Below are 21052 nucleotides of genomic sequence, written 5' to 3' on the forward strand. Positions count from 1 at the left end.
GAAGACACATGCATGTCTCCCGCCCCTCGTGCGGCGGCTTGCCGGATCAGGAAGCGTATTTCACCGAGCAGCCATAGGGGCGCGTCTCGGCAATGGAGACCGGACGGCCATCCCGCATCTCCGACAGCGCCTCGACCACATGGTTCCGCGCACCTTCGATGTCAGCGACGTTGCTGGTCGGCTTGTCGTCGATCGCGCCGTTGTAGCGCACGCGCCCCTCGCCATCGATGATCACCATCTGCGGAGTCGTGCGCGCGTCATAGCCGCGGCCGATCACTCCGTTCGGATCGAGCAGATAGTGCGTCGGCGCCGCGTTCGCGCCTTCGACGAACGCCTGCGCCTGTTCGCCGTTCATATGGCCTTGAAGCCCCGGCGCGCCGGAGTTGATCGTCAGCCATACGGCGCCCTGCTGCGTCGCAGCACGTTGCGTGCGCTGCATGTTGCCGCTGTTATAGTGTTTCTGCACGAAGGGGCAGCCCGGGTTGTTCCATTCGAGCACAACCGTCTTGCCGCGAAAGTCGCGCAGCTCCACCACCTCGCCGTTCATGTCATAGGCGCGGAAGTTCGTGGCGGCGGCGCCGATCTCCGGCTCGGCGGCAGGCGCGGCGACAGTCGCGCCCGCAACGGCAACGGCGGCGGCGGCCGCCCAACTCCACTTGGTCATACGCTCTCTCCCAGGCTCAAGATGCCGCATCGCGGGCGGCGAGATCGCGCAGCATCGCCTGCGTGAGCAGCTGCGGCAGCACATGCGCCTCGTCCGCACCGGGAGCATACCACAGATAGAGCGGGACGCCTGCCCGATTGTGCCGTTCGATGAACCGGCCGAGCACAGGATCGCCGTCGGTCCAGTCGCCGACCAGCACCGCGACGTCCGCAGCGGCAAGCGCGTCGCGCACTCCCTGCGTTTCGATCACCGTCTTCTCGTTCACCTTGCAGGTGAGGCACCAGTCGGCAGTGAAATAAGCGAAGACTGGTCTGCCCTCACGTTGCAGCTCCTCCAGCCGCTCCTCGCTGAACGGCTCGGCCCCGGAGGCAAGAGCTTGCTCGGCTTCGACAGGCGCGGGACGCACCACGGCGACTGCTGCGAGCGAGAGCAGCAGCAGAGGCAACGCCGGCGCCCATTGCCGCCGTGCCCCGCGTTGCTGGCGACGCCCGACCCACCAGAGCGCCAGCGCCGCGAGCAGCGCCGCCGAAAGCCCCAGCGTCATTCCATCGACTCCCGCCTGCCGGCCCAGCACCCAGGCGAGCGCGAGTGCGGTGAGGAACATCGGAATCGAGAGGATGCGGCGCAGCGTCCCCATCCAGGGCCCAGGCTTCGGCAGCCTCCGCCGCAGCGCCGGAACGAAGCCCAGGAGCAGGAACGGCAGCGCAATGCCCAGCCCCAGCCCGCCGAACACCGCCAGCGCCGCCGCCCAGGGCAACACCAGCGCCGCTCCCAGCGCCGCACCCATGAACGGGCCGGTGCACGGCGTCGCGACGAACGCCGCCAGCGCGCCGGTGGCGAACGAACTGCCGGTGCCGTGCGTCGCCGCGCGATTGACGAAGCCGGGTGCCGCCACTTCGAACAGCCCCGCGAGGTTGAGCGCGATCGCCACCACCAGCAGCAGCAGCAACAGGATGACGCGCGGATCCATCAGCTGGAATCCCCAGCCCGCGCTGGCGCCCGCCGCTCGCAGGCCGAGCAGCACACCGCCCAGTACGAGGCAGACCAGAATGACGCCCGCGGCATAGGCCAGCGCCTCGCGGCGCGGATTGCCCTCGCCTGCGTTCGCCTTGGCGAGGCTCAGCGCCTTGAGGCTGAGGATCGGGAAGACACAGGGCATGATGTTGAGGATCAGCCCGCCGAGCACCGCGCCCAGAAAGGCAAGCAGCGCCGTCTGCCACGCAAATGGCCGCTCGCCCCCCGCCGCCGCACCGGCCGGCGCCGGCGCGACGTTGCCAGGCCCCGCGGTCAGCACGAACCCGCGATGCTCGTCGATCGCCAGCACGCCTTCGATTGCGCCGGGAGCACCGCGCGCGCCGGTTTCGATCACCAGCCGGTCGCCGTCGCGTGCCACCATCTGCGGAGCGGAATAGTCGATCGCGCCATCGGTGATCGGGAAGAAATAGGGATCCTCGGCTTCGGCATCGGCCGGATACGGGATTTCGAGCCGGAAGGCGTCGCCGTTCACCTGATAGCTGCCCTGCGCGCCCAGCGGCCGCGGCAGCGCCGCCCGCCATTCGTCGAAGCGCGCGCGCCGATCGCCGGGCACGGCCCCGTCGCCCACGGTCAGCTCGGTCGCGAGCTCGGCGCTTTCGGGCACGCAAAACTCGAGTGTGCAGACCAGATAGTCGAGCTTCACTGCCACCGGCAGTCGCATGCCTGGCGCAGCGTTCTCGGGCACGCGCAGCGTCGCGAGCAACGCATAGGGCCCTTCATAGACATAGTTCATGATGCCCGCGATCATCAGTCGCTCGGGCACGGGGAAGCGCAGATCGCCCGCGGTGACGCCGTCGGGCAAGGTCCAGCTGGCCGCGGTGGGGATGCCGGCGTCACCCGGATTCTGCCAATAGCCGTGCCAGCCCTCTTCGGGCACGGACGCAAAGGCGAGCGTCACTTCCTGCCCCGGCGCGGGTCGCGACGTCTCCGGGATCAGCTCCATGCGGATGTGCGGCCCCGCACCCGGCGTCTGGGCGGCGACAGGCAGCCCAGTCAGCGCCAGCACCGCGAGGAGCAGCGTCATCAATCCGAAACGCAACCCGATCATCACGCGTCCTTGCCGTGGGAGTGCCGATGAACCATTAGCAGCGGCGCCCGCAAATGACAGGCCAGAGGCAATTTCCATGAACCCCCTTCGCATCCTCGCCGCCGCGTCCGCGCTGCTCGTCGCCGGTCCGATCGCCGCTCAGGAGGCGCCTTCGGGTCCGCCGAACCTGATCGTCGCGATCTCGGTCGATCAGCTTTCCGCCGACCTGTTCGCCGAATATCGCGAGCAGTTCGAAGGCGGTTTCGCTCGGCTGTCGGACGGCGTCGTCTTCCCCTCCGGCTATCAGAGCCATTCGGCTACCGAGACCTGCCCCGGCCATTCGACGATCCTCACCGGATCGCGTCCGGCGCGCACCGGCATTATCGCAAACGACTGGATCGATCTGGAAACCCCGCGCGAGGACAAGACCGTCTATTGCGCCGAGGACGAGAGCGTGCCGGGCAGCACCTCGTCGCGCTACACTGTGTCGCCGGTACATCTGCGCGTGCCGACGCTGGGCGCATGGATGAAGGCGGCCAACCCGCAATCGCGGGTCGTCGTTGTCGGCGGCAAGGATCGTGCGGTGGCGATGCTGGGCGGCGACGCCACCGATCAGGCGTGGTGGTGGAACGGCTCGGAGTTCGTGACCTATGCCGGCCGCACAGCTCCCGAGACGGTGACGCGGCTGAACACCTCGGTCGCCGCACGGCTGGCGGAGGCGCAGCCGGCGCTGCCGCTGCCCGACTATTGCCGCCGCTACGACCGCGCCGTGCCGATCGGCAACGACCGCACCGTCGGAACCGGCCGCTTCGCCCGCGCAGCCGGTGACGCCCGCGCCTTTCGCGCCTCGCCCGAATTCGACGAAGCCGTGCTGGCGCTCGCCGCCGGGCTGACCGCCGAACGCGCGTTGGGCAAGGGCGAGGCGCCCGACCTTCTCGCGATCGGGGCTTCGGCGACGGATTATGTCGGCCACAGCTATGGCACGCACGGCACCGAGATGTGCCTCCAGCTGCTGGCGCTCGACCAGACGCTGGAAAAGCTCTTCACGGTCCTCGACGCGCAGAACATCGACTATGCCGTCGTGCTGACCGCCGATCACGGCGGCCACGATCTGCCCGAGCGCAATACGAGTCACGCCATGCCGATGGCCGAGCGGGTCCGCGGCCTTTCGGTACCAACGATCGGAAGCGCGATCGCGGGCGAGCTGGGGCTTTCGGGCCAGCTGCTGTGGGGCGGCGCCGGCGACGTCTGGATCGACCCTGCCCTGAGCGAGAGCGACCGCATCCGGGTGCGCGACGCCGCAGTTGCGCGGATCGCCGCGCATCCGCAGGTCGAGGCGGTGCTGACTCGCGAGCAGCTGCTAGCCAGCCCGGCTCCCGACGGGCCGCCCGAGACCTGGAGTCTGGTCGAGCGAGCGCGCGCCTCCTACGATCCAGAGCGTTCGGGCGACCTGATCGTCGCGCTGAAGCCGCGCGTCACGCCGATCCCGAACCCTGGCCCCGGCTATGTCGCCACCCACGGCAGCTTCTGGGACTATGACCGCCGCGTGCCGATCCTGTTCTGGCGGCGCGGCATGACGGGCTTCGAACAGCCGCTTTCGGTCGAGACGGTCGACATCGCGCCGACGCTCGCCGCGCTGCTGGGGATCGACGTGCCGGTAGAGATCGACGGCCGCTGCCTTGATCTCGACGCCAGCGACGCAAGCAGCTGCCGCTAGCTCAGCGCCGTTCGAACTGGCGGATGCCGGGGCCGAGCTGGTTCCCGGCGATCCGCACCGCATCGGGGCTGGAGCTCGCGACGAACGCCGGACCGTTGCGCACGCCCGGCGCCAGCGTGGCGACATTGTCGACCACCGCCAGTCCCTGCGAGCCATAGGTCCGCGCTTCGGCCGCGACCATGATGAGCGCCGACCAGTTTTCCTTGTTCGGCCCCTGGACGAAGGTGTTGCGGGCGATCTCGCCTGTGCCGCCTTCGGAAAGGTCGATCATATAGTTGGTGTCGCGCCCCTCGCTGTCGTCGAAGCTCGAATCGGTGATCTGGACCTGCGGCGCGCGCAGCTTGACGTAGTGGCCGCCGGTGCCGCGCTCGAACCGCGAGCGGGTGATGGTGATGCGGCCATCCATGCCCAGATAGACCGAATGGCTGCAATCGACCGTCTCGTGGCACTGGCCGAGCCCGGCGAAGGTCGAGCGATCGATGGTGATGTTCCGCACCGTATCGTGGTGCCCGCCCAAAATGCCCTGCTGGCTGTCGAGGAACATCGAATTGCTGACCGTCAGGTCGCCCATTTCGATGCGGATGCCAGCGCCGTTGCCGTCGGGCACGCGGATGTTTCGAAAGACGAGCCCGTCGACCACCGAGCCGCGGCCGCGCAGCACCAGCGTCGCCTTGCCTTCGCAGGCGCCGCCGTCGAAGATCGCCGTGCCCGGCTCGACAGCGCGAAAGACGATCCGGCCCGCGCCCTGAACGGTGCAGTCGCGATAGGTGCCGGGCGCGACGAGGATCGTCGCCTGCCGGTCGCCGACCGCCGCCACCGCGTCGTCGAGCCTGCCGAACCCCTGCCCCGTCTCCTCGATCACGAACGGCGCCGGGCCGCTGTGCTGGGCGACGGCGGGGGCGGTAAGCGCGATGGCGACGAACGGCAGGATGCGGCGCATGAGGGCTCCTTCGGGAAGCCTGTTGCGCCCTTCAGCATCGGCTGAAAAGGCAAATAGAGGGTTAACCCCGCCGCCCGGTATCTCGGCCGCCCCTATTTCGCGCCGAGCGCCTTGATGATCCCGGAAAAGTCGAGTCCGCCGCTGCCTGCGTCCGAAAAGCGCTGGTAGAGCTCGGCCGCGCGCGCGCCCATCGGGGTCTGCGCATCGACGCTCGACGCGGCTTCCATCGCCAGCCGCAGGTCCTTCAGCATCAGCGCCGCCGCAAAGCCGCCCGCATAGTCGCGATCGGCGGGGCTTTCGGGCCCGACGCCGGGGACGGGGCAATAGCTGGTCATCGACCAGCTCTGCCCCGAGGAGACGCTGGCGATGTCGTAGAAGGTCTGCGGATCGAGCCCGAGCTTCTCGGCCAGCACGAACGCCTCGCAGGTGGCGATCATCGTCGCACCGAGCAGCATGTTGTTGCAGATCTTGGCCGCCTGGCCCGCGCCGTTGCCGCCGGCGTGGATCACCGTCTTGCCCATGTCCTCGAGAAAGCCCTGCGCCCGCTCGAACCCGCTGCGGCTGCCGCCGACCATGAAGGTGAGCGTCCCCGCCGCCGCCGCGGCGATCCCGCCCGAAACCGGCGCGTCGACCGCGGTCAGCCCCTTCGCCGATGCGGCGTCGGCGACGCGCCGCGCGGTTTCGACGTCGATCGTCGAGCAATCGATCAGAACCGCGGTGCGCTCGGCATTGCCGAATACGCTGTCGGCATAGACCTGTTCGACGTGCCGGCCCGCGGGCAGCATGGTGACGACCGCCTCGGCGCCCTTCACTGCGTCGGCGGCGCTGTCGCAGACGAGGCAGCCGGCCTTCTTCGCCTTCGCCAGCGCCTCTTCGGACAGATCGAAGGCATGGACGTCATGCCCCGCCTTGGCGAGGTTCGCGGCCATCCCGCCGCCCATATTGCCCAGTCCGATAAATGCTACGCGTGCCATATCGCTTCAATCCCAATCCGTTCGTGTCGAGCGCAGTCGAGACACCGTGCGCCCTACCGTGCCGCACGTCCCTCGACCTCGCTCGGGACGAACGGAGTCGCGAGGGCATGGCGCGTCCGGCCACACTCCGACGCGACCGTCATCATCTGCCCGTCCACTTGCCTTCGCGCTTCTCGACGAACGCGCTCATCCCCTCGCTCTGGTCCGCCGTGCCGAACAGCGCGTGGAACAGGCGGCGTTCGAATGCGACGCCCTGCGCCAGCGTCGTCTCATACGCCGCGTTGACCATTTCCTTGTTCGCCTTGACCGCGAGCGGCGCCATGCCCGCGATCAGCTCGGCGGTCTTGAGCGCATCGTCGAGCAGCTCGTCGGCGGGCAGGATACGGCTGACGAGCCCAGCGCGCTCGGCCTCGTGCGCATCCATCATCCGGCCGGTGAGGCACATTTCCATCGCCTTGGCCTTCCCGACCGCGCGCGTGAGCCGCTGCGACCCGCCCATGCCCGGCGAGACCGCGAGCTTGATCTCGGGCTGACCGAACTTGGCCGTTTCGGCCGCGAGGATGAAGTCGCACATCATCGCCAGCTCGCACCCGCCGCCCAGCGCATAGCCGGCGACCGCGGCGATGATCGGCTTGCGCGTGCGCGTGAACGCATCCCAGCCCGCGAAGAAATCATGGCCGTACATGTCGGCGAAGCCCTGCGCCTGCATCTCCTTGATGTCGGCGCCGGCGGCGAATGCCTTTTCGCTGCCGGTGAGGACGGCGCAGCCCTGCGAGTCATCGGCATCGAAGGCGCGCATCGCCGCGAGCAGCTCGTCGAGCACCTGGCTGTTGAGCGCGTTGAGCGCCTTGGGGCGATTGAGCGTGACCAGCGTGACGGCGCCGCGCTGCTCCACGGTGATCGTTTCAGTGTCGGCCATCGAAAAAAGCCCCTCCATCCGTCAGTTACAGGTTCCACGCACGGTTGCCGTGCTGCGGAGAGTCACACTAAGGTCGCACCTCCGCGCGCGTGCGCCCGCGCTCATGTGCGCGCACGCCTGCGCGCGTGAAGGCGATTCTATGCCGTCGCTTGGCATAGTTCGGCCGTGTAGGACAGCGGGCATCAGCCCGGCGTCCACGCCTCGCCATCGGGCAGCGGCGCGAAGATCGTGTCGATGCGGTGCGCAGTGACGCCTTCGGGAGTGTCGGGATTCCACCGGGGGGCATTGTCCTTGTCGACGATCACCGCACGCACGCCTTCGAGGAAATCGTGGCGCTGGACCACGCGGCTGGCGACGGCGAACTCCTGACGCATCTCGTCCTCGAAGGTGGGCATGGTGCTGCCATCGAGCAGCAGCTTCAGGCTGACCTTCATCGCCTGTGGCGATTTGGTGCGCAGCGTTTCGAGCTGCTGGCGCACCCATTCGTCGCCCTCGGCTTCGGTCTCGAGCGCGGCGAACACCTCCTCAAGCCGGTCGGACGCGAACAGCCGGTCGATCGCATTGCCATGCGCGACGATGCGGGCATCGGGCGCGGGGCTGGCGCAATCGTCGAGAATCGCCTCGATATCGCCGGGCGATTCGGCGATGCGCGCCTTGGCTTCCTCGAGCCGATCGGCGTGGAGATAGTGAGTCGCCAGCCCGAGCGCGAGACATTCGGCGCCGTCGAGCCGATGGCCGGTGAGCGCGATATACTGACCCATGCGGCCCGGCAGCCGCGAGAGATACCAGCCGCCGCCCACGTCCGGGAACAGGCCGATACCGGTTTCGGGCATCGCGAACTTCGTATTCTCGGTCGCGACACGATATCTCGCGGGCAGCGAAATGCCGACGCCGCCGCCCATGGTGATCCCGTCCATGAAGCTGACCACCGGCTTGGCATAGGTGAACAGCCGGTGGTTCATCCGATATTCCTCGCGGAAGAATTCCCGCGCCTCGGCGCCGTCGCTCGCGCCGGATTCGGCGAGCATGCGAATGTCGCCGCCTGCACAGAAACCGCGGCCCTCGGCATGATCGATCAGCACCGCCTCGATCGCGGTATCGCCGCGCCATTCGTCGAGCGCGGCCGAAATCGCGCGGCACATGCCGGTGTTCAGCGCGTGGATCGCCTTGGGGCGATCGAGGCGGATGCGGCCCGCGCGGCCAGTGGTCTGGATAAGAATGTCTTCGGTCAAATCCTGCTCCCCGCCGTTCGTGTCGAGCAAAGTCGGGACACCGCGCGCTGCGCTCGCTGCACGTCCCTCGACTGTGCTGGGGACGAACGGCTCGTGTGTGGCCACGCGCTCACTGCCGCGTCAGTTCGCGGCCGATGATCAGGCGCATCACCTGATTGGTGCCTTCGAGGATCGAATGCACGCGCAAGTCGCGCCAGAAGCGTTCGATCGGGTAATCCATCAGATAGCCGTAGCCGCCGTGGAGCTGGAGCGCGCGATCGACCACCGACGAACCCGTGTCGGTGGCGAATCGCTTCGCCATCGCCGCGAATCGAGTCTTGTCGGGCGCGTTGGCCGTCACCTTTGCGGCAGCGAGATAGAGCAGCGCGCGCGCCGCCTGAAGCTCGGTATCCATGTCGGCCAGCGTAAACTGGGTATTCTGGAAATCTGCGATCGGGCGGCCGAACTGCTGACGGTCGCGGGTATAGGCGATCGCCTCGTCGAGACAGCGCTGCGCGCCGCCCAGCGAGCAGGCACCGATGTTGAGCCGGCCGCCGTCGAGCCCCATCATCGCGATGCGGAAGCCCTCGCCCTCGGCGCCGACGAGATTCTCCACCGGCACGCGGACTTCATCGAGGATCACTTGGGCGGTGGGCTGCGAATGCCAGCCGAGCTTGCGCTCCTGCGCGCCGAAGCTGACGCCCGGCATGTCCTTTTCGATCACCAGGCAGCTGATGCTGCCCGAGCCGGTATCGCCGGTGCGCACCATGGTCACATAGATTTCGTTCTCGCCGCCGCCCGAAATGAACTGCTTGGTGCCGGTGACGACATAATGGTCGCCATCGCGCACCGCCTGGGTCTTTAGCGCCGCCGCATCCGATCCCGACGAGGGTTCGGTGAGGCAATAGCTCGCCAACCGGTCCATGGTGACGAGGCTCGGCAGGTACTTCGCTTTCACCGCGTCCGAGCCGAACCGGTCGATCATCCAGCTCGCCATGTTGTGGATCGAGATGAAGGCGCTGGTGGAGGGGCAGCCATAGGCCATCGCCTCCATGATCAACGCCGCCTCGAGCCGGCCAAGGCCGATGCCGCCCGATTCCTCGGAGACATAGATGGCGGCGAAGCCCAGCTCGGCCGCCGACCTGATCGTGTCGCGCGGGAAGATGTGCTTCTCGTCCCATTCGCCGGCGTGCGGCGTGATGTTGTCGGCGGTGAAGCGCTGCGCCATTTCCTGAATCGCGCGCTGATCGTCGGTAAGCTCGAACTGGTCGGTCATCATTCCTCGCAACGGGTATAGGTGACGGGCGGCATCTCCGCCTGCTCGCGGCGCAGGCGCCGTCCGTCGTCCAGCAGGGTGAGCGTGTTGGTCTGCGTCCAGGTTTCGCCTTCGCCGGTGAAGGCCAGATCGAGGAGGATGCTGGAATCGGAGAGCTGCTCGACTCGCCCCGGGGTGGCGGCCGATTCGTAGAAGACGAGCGTGTCCGGCTCGATCCGGAGCCGCTGCTCGGCGCCGCGCGCACAGCCCCCCTCGCCCGCCGACCAGACGCCGCGATACCCCATCGGGATCGGGCCGTGGCGGGTATCGGTGGCGGCGGCGACCGAAGGAGTGGGCTCGGGCGTGGGAGGCCCGGCGGGCGCGGAAGCCGGCTCTTCGGCCGCCCCGCCGCTGGGCATCGGCTCAGGCTGCGACGGCGATTGCGCCTCGCAGCCGGCGAGCAATGCCGCAGCCGTGGCGAGCGCGACGATACGCATCATGGACGGGTCTCCTCATGCAGAACGCGCGCGGCGAACAGCGGGGCGGCGATCGCAGTGTCGTTTCGCTCGTACCAGCGCGGCGGCGGCAGATCCTGTTCCCAAGCCAGCATCTCCGTCAAGGTGCCGTTGGCGAAGGGCACGTCGGGCAGCGCGCGGTAGATCGGATCGGCGAACGCCGCGTCGGCAGTGACGATCGTCCAGCCGGCCTCGCGCAGCGCGGCGACGAGATCTTCGACGAACAGCGCGGCGAGATCGGTCTCGTGAAGCAGCAGCATGTGCGCGGGCGAGCGGCCGATCGCGCGCTGCGCGAGCCGATCGGCGAACTCGGCGGATTCGAGATGAGTCTCGACATAGAGGTCACGCAGCGCGTCGAGGTCGATGTCCTTGCCCGCGCGCCGCGCATCGACCGCGAGCTGCTCCATATGCCAGTCCGATCCGTCGACGGTGACATAGCCGTTGGACAACCCGCGCTCGGCAAGCCCGGCGCGGACCGCATCGCGCTTCGCCTTGTCGCGCCCGCCTTCGTCGAGAAACGGATAGCGGAACCAGGGACGATAGCCAGGGCGGCCGCGCAGCCACGCCTCGGCGCGGTCGATATCGGCGAGATAGTCAGCAGCGGACATCGCCGAGAGGTGCGGATGGCTATTCGTGTGGTTGGCGATCACATGGCCGGCCGCGACATAGGCATCGATCGTCCGCGCGTCGCCGTCGGCAGGTGCGATCCGGGCGGGATTGACGAAGAAGGCGGCTTGCTCGACTCCGGCCGTGCGCAACGAAGCGATGAGCATCGCCGGGCGCTCGGCGGGAGCGACGAACGCGCCGGGGCCGCGCGGAACATCGTCGAAACTGAGGGCGATGCGCTTGCCGGGCGTTTCTTCGGCATTCGCCAGCGGCAGCAGCTGATGCACGGTCAGTTCGCGCGGCAACAGCATAGTCACCAGCGCGACGAGGAGGAGAAGGGCGCGGACCGTCACGACGCCGGCGCCTCGCCCGACGAAATGACCGGGCCGGATGTCAGCCGCTGCATTCGCTCTCCCCTCCGACGATCGCATCCGCCTCGATCTCGACCTTCCACTCCGGGCGGAGCAGCGCCGAGACGACGACCATCGTAGCCGCGGGACGCGCAATCGCCAGCCACCGCCCATGCGCGGCGCCGACCGCCTCGGCATCGGCGGGGTCGGTGATGAACATGCGCGTGCGCACGATATCGGCGCCGCGGCCGCCGAGATCCTCGATCGCCTTGAAGATCAGCGCAAAGCAGCGATCGGCCTGCGCGTCGGCATCTCCCGGAGTCGAGCTGCCGTCGGCTTCGATCGGGGCGGTGCCGGCGACGGTGATCGTGTCGCCGGTGCGCACCGCACGGCAATAGGCGAAGGGCCGTTCATAGGGCGAGCCGGAAAACACCTGCCGGCGAGTCACTGCATCAGCCATTCGAGCGCTTCCTCCTTGTCGACGAACACGCGCAGATTCGGCGCCTGCAACGCGCGTTCCGCCTGTTTCTTGTTCAAGATGCTGCCGACGACGATCGCCACGCGTCCACTATTTACCTGCGCCCCGGCAAGCATGAGTTCGCCGAGCCGGTCGGCTACCTCGACCGACTGCACCGCGAACGCGATCGAATCGCTGAGCACCGGAAAGCTGGGCCGCTGCTCGCGAACGCGCGCCGCGACCTCGACGAGCTCGGTACGGAATGCGTCAAGTGTCTCGAGCGACCAGAAGCCGCGCAGCGTGAGGTTCAGGAGACCGCGCTGCTCGTCGAACCGAATGTCGTAGCTCGCGGTCTCCATCGCGCTGCTCCTTACCCCATCGTCGGGATGACGAAGGCGTCCTGGATGCGCGCCGCGGCGCCATCCTCGCTGCCGCGCGGGAGATCGCCTGCACCGTCGGGCCAGCGTTGAGTGATCGTCTTGACCTTGGTCCAGAAGCGGACGCCCTCGGGGCCATGCTGGTTGACGTCGCCGAAAGCCGAGCGCTTCCACCCACCGAAGCTGTGATAGGCGACGGGCACCGGGATCGGCACGTTGATGCCGACCATGCCGACATTCACTCGGTGCGCGAATTCGCGCGCGGCATGGCCGTTGCGCGTGAAGATCGCGACGCCGTTGCCATATTGGTGCTCGCTCGGCAGCCGCAGCGCGGACTCGAAATCGGGCGCGCGAACGATCTGCAGCACCGGGCCGAAGATTTCCTCCCGATAGCTTTCCATATCGGTCGTCACGCGGTCGAACAGCGACGGGCCGATGAAGAAGCCTTCTTCATGCCCCTGCAGCTGAAAGCCGCGGCCATCGACCACCAGCTCGGCGCCTTCGTCGACGCCCTTCTGGATCCAGTTCTCGACACGCTCCTTGTGCGCGGCGTTCACCACCGGACCGTAATGCGCCTCGGCGTCGGTCGAGACGCCGACACGCAGGCTCTCGATCGCGGGGATCAGCTTCTCGCGCAGGCGATCGGCGGTTTCCTCGCCGACCGGCACCACGACGGGAAGCGCCATGCAGCGCTCGCCCGCCGAGCCAAAGGCGGCGCCGGACAGATCCTGCACCACCTGATCGAGATCGGCGTCGGGCATGACGATGCCGTGGTTCTTCGCCCCGCCCATCGCCTGGACGCGCTTTCCGGCAGCGACTCCGCGCCGATAGACATAATGCGCAATGTCCGACGAGCCGACGAAGCTGACCGCGCCGATCGCCGGATGATCGAGAATCGCATCGACCATCTCCTTGTCGCCCTGCACCACCTGCAGGATACCCTCGGGCGCGCCGGCTTCGAGGAACAGTTCGGCGAGGCGGACGGGAACGCTCGGATCGCGCTCCGACGGCTTGAGGATGAAGGCGTTGCCCACCGCGATCGCGACGCCGAACATCCACATCGGGATCATCGCGGGGAAGTTGAACGGCGTGATCCCGGCGCCGATGCCGATCGGCTGGCGCATCGAATAGACGTCGATGCCCGGGCCCGCGCCCTGGGTATATTCGCCCTTCAGCGCGTGCGGGATGCCGCAGGCGAATTCGATCACGTCGAGCCCGCGCTGCACGTCGCCGCGGGCATCGGCGATCACCTTGCCATGTTCGGAGCTGAGCAGATGCGCCAGCTCCTCCATGTTCGCCTCGACCAGCTCCTTGAACTTGAACATCACGCGCGCGCGGCGCTGGGGATTGGTCGCGGCCCAGCCGGGCTGCGCGGCCTGAGCGGCGGCAACCGCCTTGTCGAGTTCGGCCTGGGTGCCGAGCTGGACCTTCGCCTGAACCTTGCCGGTGTTCGGATCGAAAACGTCGTTCTGGCGCGCGGCACCGCCACCCGAGTGGCCGGCGATGAGATGATCGATGGTACGCATGGCGCTCTCCTAAGGCTGGCGCTGCTCTCTCGCGGGATACAACCCGCGGGCGCCGAGTCGAGTGCCGTGTAATAAAATTGCGCAGCCTGGGGCAAGAGGCCTCAGGATTTCACCCGCCCGATCGGCACCGGAATCGCGAAACCCAGCTCGTCCGAAATCACCATCACCTCGACGCCGAACGCCTCGCGCAGCGGCTGATGCGACAGCACCTCACGCGCCGGGCCGAAGGCGATCACTCGCCCGTCCTTGAGCAACAGCACATCGTCCGCCGCGCGCGCCGCCTGGACGAGGTCGTGGAGCACCAGCACCACTCCCAGCCCGGATCCGGCGAGCCCACGCAGCTGTTCGAGCAGATCGAGCTGATGCCGGGGATCGAGGCTGGCGAGCGGCTCGTCCGCGAGCAGCCATTCGGGCGTGCCGGCGAGCACGCGCGCGAGCAGCACCCGCGCCCGCTCACCGCCCGAAAGCGCATCGGCCCGCCGCTTCGCGAAGCGAGTCGTGCCGGTCGCCTCCAGCGCCGCCGCCACCGCCGCCTCGTCCGCGGGCGACGGTCCGGCGAAGGGCGCGCGATGCGGCAGGCGGCCGAGCGCCACCAGATCGCGCACCGTGACGTTCCAGTGCACCCGCGCATCCTGCGGCAGATAGCCGATCCGCCGTGCCCGCTCGCGCGGATCGAGCCGACGCACGACGCTCTTCCCCAGCCGGACCTCGCCCGCGTCGGGATCGAGCAGCGCGGCCATCGTGCGGACCAGCGTGGTCTTCCCCGATCCGTTGGCGCCGAGAATCGCCGTGACGCGGCCCGCGCGAAAGCGGGCCGTGACATCCTCCAGGACGCGCCGCTCGCCAAGGCTGACGGCAAGGCGGTCGACGCTCAGATCCATGCCGACCGCCGCATGCGCAGAAGCAGCCAGAAGAAGAAGGGCGTTCCGATCAGCGCCATCGCCACTGCCAGCCGAATCTCCCCTGCACCCGGCGCCAGCCGCACGAGGCTGTCGGCCAGGAGCACCAGCACCGCGCCGCCCAGCGCGCTCGGCACCAGCAGCGCCGAGGGGCGCGCACCGGCGAGCGGGCGCAGCAGATGCGGAACGATCAGCCCGACGAAGCCGACCACGCCCGTCACCGCGACGCTGGCACCCACCGCCAGCCCGGAGCCGAGCACGATCAGCAGCTGCGTCCGATCGAGCCGTTCGCCCATCGAGCGGGCCGCGTCCTCGCCCAGCGTCAGCGCGTCGAGCGCACGGCCGGTGAGCAGCAGCAGACCGCAACCGACGAGGATGAACGGCAGCGCCAGCACCACTTCGGCGAAGCTGCGATCGGTGAGCGCGCCCATGATCCAGTCGATGATCTCGGCGGTCGCCCAAGGGTTGGGCGCGATCGAAATGAGAAAGGCGGTGAGCGCGCCGCCCAGGCTCGCGAGCACGGTGCCCGCCAGGATGAAGGCGACCGCGCTCTGCGCGCGCCAGGCGAGCCCCGCCAGCAACAGCATCGACCCACAGGCGGCGAGCATCGCGCAGCCGAAGATGACGAGCGGCGCATCGGCGGCGAACAGCACGATCGCGGCGACCGCGCCCAGCGCGGCACTCGACGAGATGCCGACCACCGCCGGATCGGCGAGCGGATTGCGCAGATAGCCTTGCAGGACCGCACCGGTAAGTCCCAGCGCAGCGCCGATGGCAGTCGCGAGGATCGCGCGCGGGAGGCGCAGCTCGGTGACGATCAGGAAGCGCGGATCGTCGTGCAGCCACCAGGCGCCGAGCGGCACCCATACCTTCCCCGCCGCCAGCGAGCCGACGAACAGCAGCACGACCAGCGCCGCCAGCCCGCCGATCAGCCCGGCGCGGCTCATCGAATCTCGCGCCGGATCGCGGCAAGGCGCGTCATCGCCTCCACGATCACGGGGCCGCCGCAGTTCACGAGGTGCCGAGGAAAATGCGCCTGTTCCACGCGCGCGCCCATATGCGAGAGCACCCGCCCCCGCAATTGCACCGCACGCGCGCTGGCCGAACGGCCGGGCGCGTCGGGCACCAGCATCACGCGCGGCGGATCGGCGACGACATGCTCGGCGGGAAGATAGCCGGTGAAGCGAAGGCCATAATCGGCGGCCGCATCGCGGAAGCCGGCGCGATCGAGCATCTCGCTAAGCAATGTCCCGCTTCCCGACACCAGATTGCCGCCGATCCAGACGAGCGCGGCTACCGGCGGCTCGGCGGGCGGCCGGGCGGCGGCGACCGCGGCATCGATTCGGGCGATGAGTGCGTCTCCCGCAGCCGGGGCACCCACCGCCTCCGCCAGCTCGGCCACCTGCGCCTTGCTGCCGGCGATCGTCGTCGGCGAATCGAGGTAGAGCACGTCGAGCCCCGCGCGGCGATAGGCCTCGCGAGTCGAGGCCTGGGTGAAGCTGCTCGCCACCACTAGGTCGGGATCGAGCGCGATCACTTCCTCGGCGGTGCCGGCGGTGGTTCGGAAGCGGCGCGCCGTCTCGATCGGGATCGAGGTCGCCATCGGATCGGCGGAATAATGGCTGATCGCCGCGATCCGGTCATCCGGCACCAGCTCGACCAGCATCGCATCGGCGCAGGGATTGGTCGAGACGATGCCGCCGGTCGACTGCGGGGCCTGCCCGCAGCCGCCCAGAAGCAGAATCAGCGCCGCGACGCCCCCCGGCACTCGTGTCGGCAGGCGTCCGACACGATCGTGAGCCGAAGGGGCGCCGCCGGCCGCCATCAATCGAGCCGCAACCGGACACCGGCATAGGCGGCGCGCCCGTAGGTGCCGTAGCCCGCGACCGTCTCATACTGCTCGTCGAACAGATTCTCGACGCGGCCGTACACTGCGATCCGCTCGGTCACCGGCATCTCGGCCCGCACGCTCACCAGTTCATACCCGTCGAGCCGCGTGTAATTGCCCTGATCGTTGAAGCTGTCGCCGACGATGGTGAAGGTCGCTCCCAGAGCCAAACCGAACGGCGCGCGCCAATCGACCAGCACGCTCGCCGCATCGTCCGGCCGCCGCGCCAGATCGTTGCCGACGAAGCCCTCCGACCGGTTCTCTGTATCGGTGTACGTATAGTTCGCGGTCAGCCGAAGCGCCTCGACCGGCCGCACCGACAGCTCGAACTCGACTCCCTCGGCCCGCGTGCGCGCCAGATTGGCATAGGTGTAAGTCGCCGGGTCGAAATCGATCTGGTTCCGCGTGTCGCGATGGAAATAGGTGGCGCCGATGCGAATGCGCTCGTCGAGCAACGACTGCTCGACGCCGGCTTCCCAGCTCTCCGCCGTCTCCGGCTCGAGCGTGGCCGTGCCGTAGAAGGGTGCGAAGAGCTGATAGAGGGTCGGCGCCTTGAACCCCTCGCCATAGCTTGCGCGCACCAGCGTGCCGGTGGCGAGCTGCAGCGCCGCATTGGCGCCGAAGCTGGTGTGATCGCCGAAGTCGCTGTGCGAATCGTTGCGCACGCCGGCGGTCAGCGTGAGCGGCTCGATCGGCGTGACGATCGCCTGGCCATAGAGGCTGGTGAGATCAGCGCGAAAGGTGTCCGAGCCGTCGTAGAAACGCAGGTTTTCGTGCTCGGCGCCGAACACGAAGCGCAGCACACCGTCGGTGAGCCGTGCATCGCCCTGATATTCGTACCGCTCGGTGCGCCCGCGATAGAGGTAGATCGGATCGGTGCCGACCGCAGGATCATAGCTGTCGCGATTGATGTCGGCGAGCGAGAAGCCGAGCCGGTTCGTGACCGGACCGAGCTCGGCGAAGATGCCGGCGTAGCCGAAGATCTGCTGTGCCTCGGCATATTCGGCGGTATCGACGAAGCCGTAGGGCGGCGCTGACTCAAAGCCATCGAGATCGAAGCGGCTGTCGGCATAATAGCCGCGCAGCTCGGCGCCGAGTCCCGGCGCGACCTCGGCGCGGAGGCGTCCGGTGGCGCGATATTGGCGATAGCCGTCGGGCTCGGTGCCGCTCGCCGCATTGGAGATGCCGTCGGTTTCGAACCAGCCGCCGCCGATCGCGCCCTGGATCCGATCGTTGCCGGCGGCGATGCTGGCATTGGCGGCGATCTGATCGGCAGCGCCATATTCGGCATCGGCCCGCGCCGCGAGCCCGTCGACCGGCGCCGTGGTCGCGATATTGACGACGCCGCCGATCGCCTGGCTGCCCCAGACCACCGAATTGGGCCCGCGCAGCACCTCGACTCGCTCGATCGAGCCGGTCAGCAGATTGCCGAAATCGAAGCTGCCGCCCGGCGAAGAGGGATCGTTCACGCGGACGCCGTCGATCAGCACCAGCGTCTGCTCGGCCTCGGCGCCGCGGATGCGAACGCCGGTGAAGCCGCCGATCGCGCCGTTGCGGCTCGTCGCCACGCCCGGCGTGGTGGACAGGAGATCGGAGAGCACGACCGACTGGCGCCGTTCGATCTCCTTGCGCTCGAGGACCGTGATCGAACGTCCGGTCTCGTCGGCCGACTGGGCGACGCCAGAGGCAGTGACGACGATCGCTTCGTCCTCGGAGGCAACCTGCGCCGCAGCAGGCGCGGCCGGAAGCAGCGCCGCGGAGGCGCACAGGAGAATACGGTAGTTCAACATTCGCAAAGCACCCTTGTCGGCAGGGTCTTCGCGCTGCGACCGACCCCGCGTGTGGTGTCGCTCGCTCGAGGATTTCGCCCTCGTCCGCCCGGTGCACCCCGCCCGCGCGATGGAATCGACGGCGACGGGCAGGTCTCCTGGCTTCCGGGTCGCCGCCGGATACGCCGCCTTCCCAGGGCGAGCCCCAGTGGCATGTGGCGTACCGGCTCTCCGGTTACAGTTGCGGGGGCAGCCGCGGCATTGCGGAGTTGCCTCCACGCACCGCATTCCCTCTTGATCCCACCTCGGCGGGAACCCGTCACGGGCCGTCCACTAGCTCCTGCTCCACGTGCTAGCAAGAGCGGCGGCGGAGCACAGAAAAACGCCGTTTGTCGCCGAACTGTCACCAACGGCTAATCGCCTCTTTACCAAGCCGCCCCTAATCCTGCCGGCGATGCTTCATACCGCTCTTGCCCCGGAACCCGCCGAATCGCGTCGCCCCCTTCCCGGGAGCTGGCTGACCGACGCCGAACGCGATCCGCCGTCGCTGTCGCTGGACGGCACGTTGTTCGACGCTGTCGACGTGTTTCATCGTGATACCGATCTGCGGCTGGTGCCGGTGCTCGACAGCGAACGGCGCCCGGTCGGGGCGGTGTTCGAAAAGGACGTGCGGCGGCTGCTGCTCAATCCCTTCGGTCATGCGCTGCTGCGCAACCCTGCCTATGGGCGCGGCATCGCCCGCCACGTCCGCCCCTGCCCCACCGCCGAAGTGACGCAGGATGTCGGCGCGCTCATCGACGCCTATCGGGAGTCGAGCGGGGCGGAGGGCATGATCCTGACGCACGGAGGCCGGCTGTTCGGCGTGATCACCAATCGCCGCCTCGTCCATATTGCCGCCGAGCGCGAACTTCGCTCGGCGCGGACCCGCATCGCCCGAGCGCAGCGGATCGAGCGCGCGAGCGAGCGTTTCGAAGGCCAGGTCCAGTCGGTCGGCGAGGCGATGACCCGACTCGCCGAACTCGTCCAGCGCAACGCCGGAGCCACTGCCGAGCGCGCGCAGATGGCGGGCGATCATGCGACCGCCGTGGCCTCCGCCGCATCGCAAACCAGCCAGAACATGGGCGAGATCGCCGAACGGGGGCGCGAGCTCGCCGTATCGCTGGGGCGGATCGGCCGCAGCACGCGCGAGACGGAGACGGCGGCGGCGGACGCACTGGCACTGGTGAGCACCGGAAGCGCGCGCGCGCGCGAGTTGCTGGACTCCGCCCAGTCGATCGATTCGGTGATCGCCCTCATCAGCGAGATCGCGCGCCAGGTGAATCTGCTCGCGCTCAACGCCACGATCGAAGCGGCCCGCGCGGGCGAGGCCGGCCGCGGATTCACGGTCGTCGCCAACGAAGTGAAACAGCTTTCGACGCAGACCGGCAATGCCGCCGAGCGGATCACCGCCCATGTCCGCGAAATCCGCCACGGGATCGACGAAGTCGCCGCTGGCCAGGAGAGCGTCGAACGAGCGATCGCCACCATGGCGGCACTCGCCGGCGACGTGCAGGGTGCCGTCGGAGTGCAGGAAAACGCCACGCGGACAATCGCGCTCAACGTCGATGAAGTGGTCGAGGCGACCAACGCGATCCACCGCGACGTCGAGGCGATCGGCGGCACTTCCCGCGCCGCTTCCGACAGCGCGCACGAGATGCAGGAGCTCGCCGATCGGCTGCTGGTGGACGCCAGTCAGCTGTCACATCAGGTAGCGGCGTTTCTCGACGAAATCCGCGAGGCGTGAACCAGGCCTCCAGGCGGGCATCGCGGTGTGCGATAGTATCGCCGCGCGGCGTGAACTACGCCTCCGGGCGAGTCCAGATCCAGCTGCCGCCCAGAATCGCCGCCCCGACCGGGACGAGCGACCAGGGTAGCGGTACCAGCAGCAGTCCGAGGGCGATGCTGAAACCGAACGCCAGCAGCGCGGCGTGCTTCCCCCGCCGGCTGATGGCTCCCTTTTCCCGCCAGATAACGATGTGCGGACCGATTCGAGGATGGTCGAGCAGTCGCCGTTCGAGCGCGGGACTGCTTCGCGCGAAGCAGAAGGCGGCGAGAATCAGGAAGGGCACGGTCGGCAGAAGCGGCAGCACCGCGCCGACCAGGCCCAGCCCGAGCGCGACGAACCCGGAAATCAGATAGGCGATCCTGCGCATCCTTGCCCGGCTAGCGCAGCTTGCGCCGCGCGTCCCGCCAAATCACCGGCGCCCGAACGCAGAATCGAAAAAGCCCGCCAGGCGAAGCTGACGGGCTTTTCGAAAAATGGTGGGCGCGGCAAGGATTGAACTTGCGACCCCTGCGATGTCAACACAGTGCTCTACCACTGAGCTACGCGCCCCCGGGGAGCCGCGCGCTTTACCGAGAGTCGTTCCCCCTTGCAAGCGCCTCGACACTTCCCGTTTCAGTTTCGGCTCGGAACGCTCTCCGCTTCGAACAACCGATCGACTTCCAGCACCAGATCGCGGAGGTGAAACGGCTTGGAAAGCACCCGCGCCTGCGGCACCTGCTTGCCTGCCTTCAACGTCACCGCGGCAAATCCGGTGATGAACATGACGCGCATATCGGGCGCAATTTCGCTCGCGCGCTGCGCCAGTTCGATCCCGTCCATCTCCGGCATCACGATATCGGTGAGCAGCAGATCGAATCGCTCGTTCTCGAGCAGCGGCAGCGCCGCCGTCCCCCGATCGACCGCGCTCACTGCATAGCCCGACCGCTCAAGCGCACGCGCAAGATACTCGCGCATGACGCGATCGTCTTCGGCCAGCAAGATCCTGATCATCACCACCCCACGAGTTCGGCCGCAGACTATGCGGGAAGGCCTTAAGATTTTCCAGCTTCGTCGCAGACTTGTTGCCCCGGCGGCGATCGCTCGGCTAGGCAGGAGGCA

The 21052-nt window shown here is 68.3% G+C and carries 20 protein-coding genes, 1 tRNA gene and 1 riboswitch; of the genes, 2 read left to right on the plus strand and 19 right to left on the minus strand.

Annotation, left to right across the window (positions count from 1 at the left end; all coding sequences use genetic code 11):
• Positions 1-46 precede the first annotated feature (46 nt).
• Positions 47-664: a redoxin domain-containing protein gene (locus H7V21_RS05675; RefSeq protein ID WP_188055883.1), complete on the minus strand. Its 618-nt coding sequence runs from the start codon at positions 662-664 to the stop codon at positions 47-49.
• A 16-nt stretch (positions 665-680) separates the two neighbouring features.
• Positions 681-2747 carry a protein-disulfide reductase DsbD family protein gene (locus H7V21_RS05680; protein ID WP_188055884.1) on the minus strand — a complete coding sequence of 689 codons (2067 nt, stop codon included), beginning with the start codon at positions 2745-2747 and terminating at the stop codon, positions 681-683.
• A gap of 76 nt (positions 2748-2823) precedes the next feature.
• On the opposite strand from H7V21_RS05680, the gene H7V21_RS05685 reads away from it, so the two are divergent.
• Complete coding sequence (locus H7V21_RS05685; RefSeq protein ID WP_188055885.1) at positions 2824-4443, plus strand: alkaline phosphatase family protein; 1620 nt, start codon at positions 2824-2826, stop codon at positions 4441-4443.
• 1 nt (position 4444) lies between these two features.
• On the opposite strand, the gene H7V21_RS05690 is transcribed toward H7V21_RS05685, so the two are convergent.
• The 14 genes from H7V21_RS05690 to H7V21_RS05755 form a co-directional block, all read right to left on the minus strand.
• Positions 4445-5383: a right-handed parallel beta-helix repeat-containing protein gene (locus H7V21_RS05690; RefSeq protein WP_188055886.1), complete on the minus strand. Its 939-nt coding sequence runs from the start codon at positions 5381-5383 to the stop codon at positions 4445-4447.
• Positions 5384-5475: 92 nt separating this feature from the next.
• On the minus strand, positions 5476-6357 hold the full coding sequence (gene mmsB / locus H7V21_RS05695; RefSeq protein ID WP_188055887.1) for a 3-hydroxyisobutyrate dehydrogenase: 882 nt from the start codon (positions 6355-6357) through the stop codon (positions 5476-5478).
• A 142-nt stretch (positions 6358-6499) separates the two neighbouring features.
• Positions 6500-7276 carry an enoyl-CoA hydratase gene (locus H7V21_RS05700; RefSeq protein ID WP_188055888.1) on the minus strand — a complete coding sequence of 259 codons (777 nt, stop codon included), beginning with the start codon at positions 7274-7276 and terminating at the stop codon, positions 6500-6502.
• A gap of 182 nt (positions 7277-7458) precedes the next feature.
• On the minus strand, positions 7459-8508 hold the full coding sequence (locus H7V21_RS05705; RefSeq protein ID WP_188055889.1) for an enoyl-CoA hydratase/isomerase family protein: 1050 nt from the start codon (positions 8506-8508) through the stop codon (positions 7459-7461).
• Positions 8509-8617: 109 nt separating this feature from the next.
• Positions 8618-9763, minus strand: a complete 1146-nt coding sequence (locus H7V21_RS05710) for an acyl-CoA dehydrogenase family protein (RefSeq protein WP_188056380.1) — start codon at positions 9761-9763, stop codon at positions 8618-8620.
• Positions 9763-10242, minus strand: a complete 480-nt coding sequence (locus H7V21_RS05715) for a hypothetical protein (protein WP_188055890.1) — start codon at positions 10240-10242, stop codon at positions 9763-9765. Before H7V21_RS05715 ends, H7V21_RS05710 begins: the two co-directional genes overlap by 1 nt.
• Positions 10239-11216 (minus strand): polysaccharide deacetylase family protein, encoded by a 978-nt coding sequence (locus tag H7V21_RS05720; protein WP_262504020.1) that lies wholly within the window; start codon positions 11214-11216, stop codon positions 10239-10241. Before H7V21_RS05720 ends, H7V21_RS05715 begins: the two co-directional genes overlap by 4 nt.
• Positions 11217-11256: 40 nt before the next feature.
• Entirely contained in the window at positions 11257-11673 is a 417-nt protein-coding gene (locus H7V21_RS05725; protein WP_188055891.1) for a RidA family protein, read from the minus strand.
• A complete protein-coding gene (locus H7V21_RS05730; protein WP_188055892.1) occupies positions 11658-12029 on the minus strand; it encodes a hypothetical protein in 372 nt (123 codons plus the stop codon). The genes H7V21_RS05725 and H7V21_RS05730 overlap by 16 nt, the downstream gene beginning before the upstream one ends.
• 11 nt (positions 12030-12040) lie before the next feature.
• The gene (locus H7V21_RS05735) at positions 12041-13573 is read right to left on the minus strand and encodes a CoA-acylating methylmalonate-semialdehyde dehydrogenase (protein ID WP_188055893.1); all 1533 of its coding nucleotides are present in this window, start codon (positions 13571-13573) and stop codon (positions 12041-12043) included.
• 101 nt (positions 13574-13674) lie between these two features.
• Positions 13675-14454 carry an ABC transporter ATP-binding protein gene (locus H7V21_RS05740; protein ID WP_188055894.1) on the minus strand — a complete coding sequence of 260 codons (780 nt, stop codon included), beginning with the start codon at positions 14452-14454 and terminating at the stop codon, positions 13675-13677.
• Positions 14445-15419, minus strand: a complete 975-nt coding sequence (locus H7V21_RS05745; protein WP_188055895.1) for a FecCD family ABC transporter permease — start codon at positions 15417-15419, stop codon at positions 14445-14447. Before H7V21_RS05745 ends, H7V21_RS05740 begins: the two co-directional genes overlap by 10 nt.
• Positions 15416-16240, minus strand: a complete 825-nt coding sequence (locus tag H7V21_RS05750; RefSeq protein WP_262504021.1) for an ABC transporter substrate-binding protein — start codon at positions 16238-16240, stop codon at positions 15416-15418. Before H7V21_RS05750 ends, H7V21_RS05745 begins: the two co-directional genes overlap by 4 nt.
• Before the next feature lie 56 nt (positions 16241-16296).
• On the minus strand, positions 16297-18150 hold the full coding sequence (locus H7V21_RS05755) for a TonB-dependent receptor plug domain-containing protein (RefSeq protein WP_188055897.1): 1854 nt from the start codon (positions 18148-18150) through the stop codon (positions 16297-16299).
• A 109-nt stretch (positions 18151-18259) separates the two neighbouring features.
• A riboswitch (cobalamin riboswitch) is annotated at positions 18260-18464 on the minus strand.
• Between the two features lie 119 nt (positions 18465-18583).
• On the opposite strand from H7V21_RS05755, the gene H7V21_RS05760 reads away from it, so the two are divergent.
• Positions 18584-19912 carry a methyl-accepting chemotaxis protein gene (locus tag H7V21_RS05760; protein ID WP_188055898.1) on the plus strand — a complete coding sequence of 443 codons (1329 nt, stop codon included), beginning with the start codon at positions 18584-18586 and terminating at the stop codon, positions 19910-19912.
• 55 nt (positions 19913-19967) lie between these two features.
• On the opposite strand, the gene H7V21_RS05765 is transcribed toward H7V21_RS05760, so the two are convergent.
• The 3 genes from H7V21_RS05765 to cpdR form a co-directional block, all read right to left on the minus strand.
• On the minus strand, positions 19968-20321 hold the full coding sequence (locus H7V21_RS05765; RefSeq protein ID WP_188055899.1) for a YbaN family protein: 354 nt from the start codon (positions 20319-20321) through the stop codon (positions 19968-19970).
• Positions 20322-20428: 107 nt separating this feature from the next.
• Positions 20429-20503: transfer RNA gene (locus H7V21_RS05770), tRNA-Val, on the minus strand.
• A 63-nt stretch (positions 20504-20566) separates the two neighbouring features.
• Positions 20567-20944 carry a cell cycle two-component system response regulator CpdR gene (gene cpdR, locus H7V21_RS05775; protein ID WP_188055900.1) on the minus strand — a complete coding sequence of 126 codons (378 nt, stop codon included), beginning with the start codon at positions 20942-20944 and terminating at the stop codon, positions 20567-20569.
• Positions 20945-21052 lie beyond the last annotated feature (108 nt).

Source organism: Sphingosinithalassobacter sp. CS137 (assembly GCF_014334115.1).
Taxonomy (GTDB): Bacteria; Pseudomonadota; Alphaproteobacteria; order Sphingomonadales; family Sphingomonadaceae; genus Sphingomonas.

Bases quoted from the DNA above. Each gene is read 5' to 3' on its own strand.
- H7V21_RS05675 (WP_188055883.1), bottom strand. From the start codon at position 664: ATGACCAAGTGGAGTTGGGCGGCCGCCGCCGCCGTTGCCGTTGCGGGC.
- H7V21_RS05680 (WP_188055884.1), bottom strand. From the start codon at position 2,747: ATGATCGGGTTGCGTTTCGGATTGATGACGCTGCTCCTCGCGGTGCTG.
- H7V21_RS05685 (WP_188055885.1), top strand. From the start codon at position 2,824: ATGAACCCCCTTCGCATCCTCGCCGCCGCGTCCGCGCTGCTCGTCGCC.
- H7V21_RS05690 (WP_188055886.1), bottom strand. From the start codon at position 5,383: ATGCGCCGCATCCTGCCGTTCGTCGCCATCGCGCTTACCGCCCCCGCC.
- mmsB (WP_188055887.1), bottom strand. From the start codon at position 6,357: ATGGCACGCGTAGCATTTATCGGACTGGGCAATATGGGCGGCGGGATG.
- H7V21_RS05700 (WP_188055888.1), bottom strand. From the start codon at position 7,276: ATGGCCGACACTGAAACGATCACCGTGGAGCAGCGCGGCGCCGTCACG.
- H7V21_RS05710 (WP_188056380.1), bottom strand. From the start codon at position 9,763: ATGACCGACCAGTTCGAGCTTACCGACGATCAGCGCGCGATTCAGGAA.
- H7V21_RS05715 (WP_188055890.1), bottom strand. From the start codon at position 10,242: ATGATGCGTATCGTCGCGCTCGCCACGGCTGCGGCATTGCTCGCCGGC.
- H7V21_RS05725 (WP_188055891.1), bottom strand. From the start codon at position 11,673: ATGGCTGATGCAGTGACTCGCCGGCAGGTGTTTTCCGGCTCGCCCTAT.
- H7V21_RS05730 (WP_188055892.1), bottom strand. From the start codon at position 12,029: ATGGAGACCGCGAGCTACGACATTCGGTTCGACGAGCAGCGCGGTCTC.
- H7V21_RS05735 (WP_188055893.1), bottom strand. From the start codon at position 13,573: ATGCGTACCATCGATCATCTCATCGCCGGCCACTCGGGTGGCGGTGCC.
- H7V21_RS05740 (WP_188055894.1), bottom strand. From the start codon at position 14,454: ATGGATCTGAGCGTCGACCGCCTTGCCGTCAGCCTTGGCGAGCGGCGC.
- H7V21_RS05745 (WP_188055895.1), bottom strand. From the start codon at position 15,419: ATGAGCCGCGCCGGGCTGATCGGCGGGCTGGCGGCGCTGGTCGTGCTG.
- H7V21_RS05755 (WP_188055897.1), bottom strand. From the start codon at position 18,150: ATGTTGAACTACCGTATTCTCCTGTGCGCCTCCGCGGCGCTGCTTCCG.
- H7V21_RS05760 (WP_188055898.1), top strand. From the start codon at position 18,584: ATGCTTCATACCGCTCTTGCCCCGGAACCCGCCGAATCGCGTCGCCCC.
- H7V21_RS05765 (WP_188055899.1), bottom strand. From the start codon at position 20,321: ATGCGCAGGATCGCCTATCTGATTTCCGGGTTCGTCGCGCTCGGGCTG.
- cpdR (WP_188055900.1), bottom strand. From the start codon at position 20,944: ATGATCAGGATCTTGCTGGCCGAAGACGATCGCGTCATGCGCGAGTAT.